The following is a 7,522-nucleotide window of genomic DNA, read 5'->3' as shown; positions in this document are numbered from 1 at the left end:
CCCGAGCCTGTGCCTTCCTCGCACCGGCACACGCTGGCTCGCTCAATCGGCCCCATGGCCCACCCCACCGCATGACAGCGCGGGCAAGGACATCCATGAAACAACAACCAAGAATTGGCAACTGGATGGCGCGCAGATAACGCCTCCGTATTGAGGAAACACCGCAACATGAAAACCGAACTGGGATTACCAAAGTTTGTCACCCTTGCATGGGTTCTTTGGCCGGCCATTCTGACGTTGATTCTCCCGAATGCAACCAGAGAATTCTTTTGGCATGCCATAGATCAGTACATATATCGCCCGCCGTCAGTCAGAAACATAACCTCCTACTGGCTCAAAGACTCTTCCGCCTGGAGGCGAATCTACATTGAACTCTGGTTCTTAAACAGTATTTTCATTGCATTGATTTACATAAAATGGATGAAGAATAATGCAGATGATTTAAATAAAATCGACAATGGCATGACCTTTAAAAAACTCCTTCTTCTAGGCTTCACCGGCCTCGTAATAAGCCTAACCTTTTACTCTCCAATAACATTCGACCCACGCCGTGAGTTGACCGAGAAGCTGAGGTTTTTGATATTCAATGATTTGGGATTAACCATACTCACTCCATCACTATTTATTGGCGCATCCTGCTCTTCCATCATAGCCTTCAGTTACCTCTTAGCCGCAGGACAGCGAATCATCAAACCCACAAAAATAACTTGAGATGGATCGCAATACAGAGATTGAAACTACAAAAATAATGGACACCCTATTTACGGCCTCTGAAAACACATATAGATCAGCAATTAAAAGCGCGAATGTCATCAAAAAAAGTGATAAATCCTCAACTTAAAGGAATCATCTTGGACTACACAAAAATTCAATGGTGGGATCGCAACTCGTTTTTCCGCAGCATTGCCACATTTGTTGTCGTGCTAATTGGCTTACTGGGATGGGTTGAGCACATCAAGCCTCCCGAAGAAAAGCCATTTGAACGGCTTCCCATGATTTCCGGCATCTACAAATGCTGTGAAGCAGGTGGACGGTACAGTGCAAGTTGGGTAGGAAGTTCGCAAATCGTATGCGGCCCAACCAGCTACTGGGGAGTTATTGGAACACCCAGAAATGATTGCGGACTGAAGGCCGCCCTTGACGATGAAAGAGTAGAGGTTGAAAGAGTTTTTACCCCACTTGCTTTCGGACCCAATATTTTAGTCAAAAGGATCCGATCGAATTCCAATACATTCTACGAAATTAGCGATCACGAATTACATAGGCGATGGATAAATGAATCACGCAGAGAAGCTTTTAGCATATCAACCATCATCTTTATAGCCATCTATTTTTTCAACCGAATCATCTCAAAAAATAAATAGAGCGAGCTCAAAAATCCACAAAAGACGCACGCCACAGCATAGCCACCCACACGAGTAGTTGAGCATCTGTACGAGTCAACTATCGGGCCTTTATCCCGATGCCGACAAGATATCTTTGCTCAAACCAAGTAATGCAACAACACTCTTCCGAAGCTCCCACGACCTGCATCTGGCGCCTCCTCAGGCTGTGCCTATTGACCTGCCTATTGGTACTACAGGCCTGCACAAACAATCCCCAACTGGTCTACCACAACTTCTCATTTGACGGTCGAAAAGATGGCTGGTACTCAGGACCGGACAGCAACGTGCAACTCCAAGAGTACAGCTATGGTGACCAATACCACATGGTCAGGGCCAAAGTAAAGGCGGATAAAGCCTTTCTTCCACCAGCCACCCACATTTCAGCACCAATGCCGGTGGGTGAATTTCTTTATGTTCGCTGGCGCCTAAAAGATACGGGAGAGATGATCGAGCATCGGGTCGATTTGCGGGGGCGCTTACCCAAGAACATGAGCCTGCAGACTTTGACTTTTGTTATTGAAGGAAAGAATTTGTATGTCTATCTCGTCACCGACAAACCCAAGAAATACTGGGGAGAGCCACCCATCTTAAAAACCTATCGCTCAGAGCCAAATATCACCTACGAAATCTATCCAAAACCTCACCCATTTGACTAAATAAGGCTAAATCACGGGAGCAAGCAATGGCACGGCAGCTATCGGTTAATTTAGGAACATCTACACAACATCCGATGCTGCGGGTGTTGTGCAAACGCTCCCTAGCGCCGATTCTCCTGACGCACTGATGAAAATATCTGAAGATTGGCAGCATGAACATTAAGCTCAATGCAAAAGGAATTTCCGTCATCACACTGGCCATTTGGCCGGCAATCTTTACCTTTTTGCTCCCTCAAAAAATAGGCGAATTAATTTGGCACGCCGCAAATCAATACATACACAACCCTCCATCCATCTGAAACATAATCTTTTTTTGGCTAGCAGAGGAGCCCATCTCAAAGCGAATCTGCATCGAACTATGGTTCCTGAACAGCATATTCATTGCCCTAATATATGCCAGATGGTTGATAAACCATCCAGAGTATCTTATAGAGATGGATGAAAATTCATCTCTATTGAAATCCCTATCCTTAAGCATTGCAGCACTTATATTTTCAATATCCTTGTACTCAGAAATAAGCTTCAGCCCCACGCGGCAACTCTCAGAAAAGGTCGAACTCCTAATAGTAACTAACGCTGGATTATTCGGATTTTTGCCAGCCATATTGATTGGTGCCGCATGCGCACCAGTTGGCGCAATTTGCAGCCTAATAGTTGCGAATAGAAAGGTCAACAGATTATTTAATAAGCATCAAAAATAGGCAACATAAACGCCATCTACAACACAAAATAATGGATATCACATTCACCGTTCCAGGTGGTGTGCATGGCTTCGTCAAAGACAAAGTAAGCAATCTTTACACCATAGGTATCCTACAAGGCGGGCCTCCGAAAGAAGCACTCCTCGCAGGCATCGCATTTGAAACAGCGCTTGGCGCGACATCCACAGATTGGAGAGCGCGAACAGCATGTGCAACTGCAATGAGTTTTTGTTCTGATGCATCCAGGGGTCCCATTGCACGTCCTGCTTCCTGAGCGAGCTGGGTACAGCTATCAAGGCGGTATCCACCACCGTGCCCTGCTTGAACATCAGGCTCTTGGCCGCTAAGCGTGCTGTTGAGCGCCGCGAGGATGCGAATACTCAACCCGTCGACTTCGAGCAAGTGACGAAAGCGCGGGATGGCGCTCTCGCCAGGCAGTCAGTTCGTGCCTACGTCCAGCCCCACGAACTGCTGGAGCAGCGGCATGTCGCACAGCGCCCCTCCAAAACGCAGACGCCCCACACAAGGCAAGCCCAAAACCACAGCCTCGGCGCCCCTGGAACAGAAGGAGCGCCCTGAACGGCGACAGGACTCAGGCGTCTACCGCAGCCTTGAGCAGCATAAAAGTAACTTCAAGAGGCCATTTTTGTCTTATACAAGACAGATATTAGTACTTTGGATTTATAAACACACCACGACAAACATGCGGCATGTGTACCGCACACAGGGGGCAAAACATGGGCATCCACCCACCATCTTCGCGGCAAAGGCCATCAAAACCGCTGGCCTCTCGGGTTTCCAGACGGACGAACGGGCCATCCGGAGAAGCAGTCGACGGCAAAAACAACCGCACCGGCAAGCAGGCTGGGTCCGAGCCTGTGCCTTCCTCGCACCGGCACACGCTGGCTCGCTCAATCGGCCCCATGACCCACCCCACCGCATGACAGCGCGGGCAAGGGCATCCATGAATTCCGGAGCTCTCATGACCTGCATTTGGCGCCTCCTCAGACTGAGCCTATTGACTTTCTTATTGGCGCTGCAGGCGTGTGCCAGCAACCCTCAACTGGTCTATCACCGATTTGCATTCGATGGTTACAACGACCGCTGGTTTTCCGGCCCTAACAGCAACATTGAGCTGCAGGAATACGACTATGGCGGTCAATTCAGCATGGTTCATAGAAAGGCAATGCCTGGTGCCCTCAGACTACCCTCAAACACCAGCATCAATGCGTCCATGCCAGTTGGCGAATTTCTTTATGTGCGTTGGCTATTGAAAGATACGGGAGAAATGGTCGAGCATCGGGTCGATTTGCGTGGGCGCTTACCCAAGAACATGAGCCTGCAGACCTTGACTTTTGTTATTGAAGGAAAGAATTTGTATGTCTATCTGGTTACCGACAAACCCAAGAAATACTGGGGAGAACCACCCATCTTAAGAACCTATCGCTCAGAGCTCTATGTCACCTACGAAATCTACCCAACACCTCACCCATTTGACTAAAGGAAGCATAAATCATGGGAGCAAGCAATGGTACGGCAGTTATCGGTTCATTAACAATCCAACAGCTGCAAGCCGAAGCAGCAAAACAGCAACAAATGGCAGATGCCGGCAGCAAGGTACCTATTGCAGAACGAGGATTTCAGTACTTTGTGGCCTTCGATGGCACAAACAACGATAAGGACAATCTACCTAAAAGCTCCTTCCAAACCAATGTTGCCAATCTTTTTGATCAAGCAGAGGCAGCAAGTCATGCTAGCGCCGAGATACTAAAAGCCAAATATTATCAAGGTATTGGCACAGGCGAGAAGATGGGTTACTTGGTTGAAGCAGGGGTAGCACCCACAACGCCTGCAGAATTCGCCGCCAACTTGGCATACCAAGAATTCGCTTCAGAAGCAATACATTATTTGAAGAACCATCCTGACGCCACCGCAGCCGACATTGGCGTCGCGGCAGTGGGTTTCAGCCGAGGCTCTCCTACCGCTATTCGTTTCGCACAACTGTTGGACGAGCGTGGCATTCAGGACGATACGGGTAAGGTCTGGGCACCTCCCGGAAGCGTTGCAGTGGATGCACTTGCCATCATCGATCCCGTCAACCGTTTCATGACGCAAAACTCGGGTATTCCAGGAAACGTCCGGAACGTTCTGCAGCTCAGCGCACTGGATGAAAACCGCTCCGATTTCCGGGTATTGGACTACGACGCCGACAGCCGGGTAACCGAGGTTTGGCTGCGGGGCAACCATTGCGGCATTGGAGGTGGCTACGATGAGCATGGTACCGCGGCCAATGCATTGGAGGGACTTACCGCCTATTTTCAGAAAAGCGGCTTCGCCATTGAGGATGTCCCCGCAAACAAGCGCTTTGACACCAGTCAACCCGCACTCCTTTACACTGAAATTTACCGGCTTGCCGCCAACGGTGACATATTGGAAGATGAAAATGGTCGGCCGCTCACCCGTTGGATGGTCGACACAGGTCCGAGGCAGACCAAAGTGGCAGACCAGTGGAAAGACCTCGCTAGCGGCGTACAGGAACTGCGCAGCGACACGAACGGCGACAACGTCCTGGACCGCACCACCCTGAACATTGGCAGCGTGAGCTACGACCTGGCCAGCCAGTGGCAGCGGCTGGAGGCCGAGCGGCAGTTGAGGGACATGTACGCCCAAGGCACGCTGGGCAGTGCGCAGTGGCAGGCGTTCACGGCGGAGACGACCCGCGAGCTCATGAACGGCGGTTCGGGCCTGTTGCCGGGTGGCGGGTATGGCTTGCAGGCACCCGCTGGTGGCGCGGGCTGGAGCAACCCGATCGGGGCCTTCTACGAGAGCAGGAACAACAGCCTGGACACTGCGGCGTCGATCGCGGGCAAGACCTTTCGCGTGGTCAACAGCGCGGGCGTGGGCCTGACGGCCGCGCAATTGGCGGCGCTGGACGCCAACAACGATGGGCGGCTCAGCGGCAACGAGTTGAATGGGCTCAACGCCTGGGGCGACCTGAACGAAGACGGTGTGCTCAACCAGGGCGGCACGCCCGCCACCAATGAGCTGACCACGCTGAGCGCGGCGCTGGCGGCGGCCGGCCTCGTGCAACTGCGCGCCGGCGACTACGCCACCTACACCGCAGGCAACGCCGTTTCCCGAACCACGGCACAGAACAACCTGCTGGCGCCTGTGGCGAACCGGGTGGCACCTGCCTCCCCCGCCGCCCTGGCCAGCAACTACGCCGTGCTTCGCGCCACGGACAACCGCTTCACCGTGGCCCCGGGGCTCTGGATCGACTGGAGCGCCTCGCAGATCAAGATTTCGAGCAATACCCTGAACATGGTGGGTACCGAGGGCAACGACAACTTCGACATCAACTACTACCAAGCCTACAACGGCAAGTACTTCAACCTGGCGCTGGTGCAAAACTTCTATGCCGGCGGGGGCAACGATGTCATGGGCGGCAGCACCCGCAACGACAACCTGTGGGGCGGCACGGGCAACGACACGCTGTACGGGTACGCCGGCGCGGACAAGCTCTTTGGCGAAGAAGGCAATGACGTGCTGTCGGGCGATGCCGGCGCGGACACGCTGGACGGAGGTGCGGGTGACGACCTGCTGTTCGGCATGGACGACAACGACATCCTGGTCGGAGGCCTGGGCAACGACGAGCTGCAGGGCGGCGCGGGCAGCGACCAGCTCGATGGCGGAGCAGGCCAGGACAAGCTCTTCGGCCAGGTGGGCAACGACACGCTGGTGGGCGGCGATGGCAACGACATCCTGATGGGGTTCACCGCCAGCAACGACACCAAGCAGACGCTGCTGGCCGGGGAGACCGACAACGACGTCTTGCTGGGCGGGGCGGGGGCGGACCAGATGTACGGCGGCCTGGGCGACGACTACCTCGATGGAGGCGCCGACGACGACCTGCTCAGTGGGGGTGATGGCATGGACACGCTGTTGGGCGCGGCCGGCAACGATGAGGTCTCGGGTGGCGCCGGCAACGACGCTATCGATGGCGGGGCGGGGGCGGACAAGCTCTTTGGCCAGGTGGGCGATGACCAGATCTGGGGTGGGGACGGCGACGACATCCTGGTGGGCTTCACGGCAACCAACGAGGCCAAGCAGTCGCTCCTGGCGGGAGAGACGGACAACGACACGCTGTGGGGTGGCGCGGGCAACGACCTGATCGTCGGGGGCCTGGGCGACGACCAGGCGTGGGGGGGAACCGGCAACGACGAACTGCAAGGCGGTGCAGGCAATGACGCCCTGTACGGCGAGAGCGGCAACGACCGGCTCTTTGGCGGCGTGGGCAACGACCTCCTCTACGGTGGCGACGGAGACGACATCATCGTCGGGTTCACCGCGGCCAACGAGACCAAGCAAAGCCTGAGCGCGGGCGAAACCGACAACGACTTCCTCTACGGCGGGGCCGGACGGGACACCTTGCTCGGCGGGCTGGGCAACGACTACCTCGACGGCGGGGCCGGCGCCGACAGCATGGAAGGCGGCAAGGGCGACGACACCTACGTGGTCAACAGCGTCAACGACGTGATCCTCGAACAGCGCAATGAAGGTTACGACACCGTCATCAGCAGCGCCAACTACATCCTGAACGCCAACATCGAGGAACTCCGCCTGGTCGAAGGCTTCAACATCCACGGCACGGGCAACAGCCTGAACAACCGCATACTGGGCAACAGCCAGGACAACATCCTGGACGGCGTCACCGGCGCGGACACCATGCTGGGCGGCGCCGGCAACGACATCTACTACGTGGACAACGTGGCTGACCAGG

Annotated in this window: 5 protein-coding genes and 1 pseudogene; 5 read left to right on the top strand and 1 reads right to left on the bottom strand. The window is 54.3% G+C overall.

Features of this window, described 5'->3' with window-relative positions; all coding sequences use genetic code 11:
- The first annotated feature begins 168 nt into the window (after nt 1–168).
- From KIT53_RS18565 to KIT53_RS18555, 3 genes are all read left to right on the top strand, one after another.
- Nucleotides 169–711 (top strand): hypothetical protein, encoded by a 543-nt coding sequence (locus tag KIT53_RS18565; RefSeq protein WP_297755825.1) that lies wholly within the window; start codon nt 169–171, stop codon nt 709–711.
- A gap of 140 nt (nt 712–851) precedes the next feature.
- The gene (locus KIT53_RS18560) at nt 852–1,364 is read left to right on the top strand and encodes a hypothetical protein (RefSeq protein ID WP_297755824.1); all 513 of its coding nucleotides are present in this window, start codon (nt 852–854) and stop codon (nt 1,362–1,364) included.
- A gap of 305 nt (nt 1,365–1,669) precedes the next feature.
- Nucleotides 1,670–2,041 carry a hypothetical protein gene (locus KIT53_RS18555; RefSeq protein ID WP_297755823.1) on the top strand — a complete coding sequence of 124 codons (372 nt, stop codon included), beginning with the start codon at nt 1,670–1,672 and terminating at the stop codon, nt 2,039–2,041.
- A 268-nt stretch (nt 2,042–2,309) separates the two neighbouring features.
- Here KIT53_RS18555 and KIT53_RS18550 read toward each other — a convergent pair whose 3' ends face one another.
- The gene (locus KIT53_RS18550; protein WP_297755821.1) at nt 2,310–2,714 is read right to left on the bottom strand and encodes a hypothetical protein; all 405 of its coding nucleotides are present in this window, start codon (nt 2,712–2,714) and stop codon (nt 2,310–2,312) included.
- A gap of 512 nt (nt 2,715–3,226) precedes the next feature.
- Between KIT53_RS18550 and KIT53_RS18545 the strand changes: the two genes are divergently transcribed.
- Together KIT53_RS18545 and KIT53_RS18540 are read left to right on the top strand one after the other, a co-directional pair.
- On the top strand, nt 3,227–4,243 hold the full coding sequence (locus KIT53_RS18545; protein ID WP_297755820.1) for a hypothetical protein: 1,017 nt from the start codon (nt 3,227–3,229) through the stop codon (nt 4,241–4,243).
- Nucleotides 4,244–4,257: 14 nt separating this feature from the next.
- Nucleotides 4,258–7,482 (top strand): annotated as a pseudogene (locus KIT53_RS18540) (DUF2235 domain-containing protein); the annotation flags it as partial.
- Nucleotides 7,483–7,522: the final 40 nt, after the last annotated feature.

This window comes from Hydrogenophaga sp. (genome assembly GCF_026125785.1).
Taxonomy (GTDB): Bacteria; Pseudomonadota; Gammaproteobacteria; order Burkholderiales; family Burkholderiaceae_C; genus Hydrogenophaga.
Note: the sequence above shows the minus strand (reverse complement) of the source record. Positions and strands in the feature narration are given on the sequence as shown.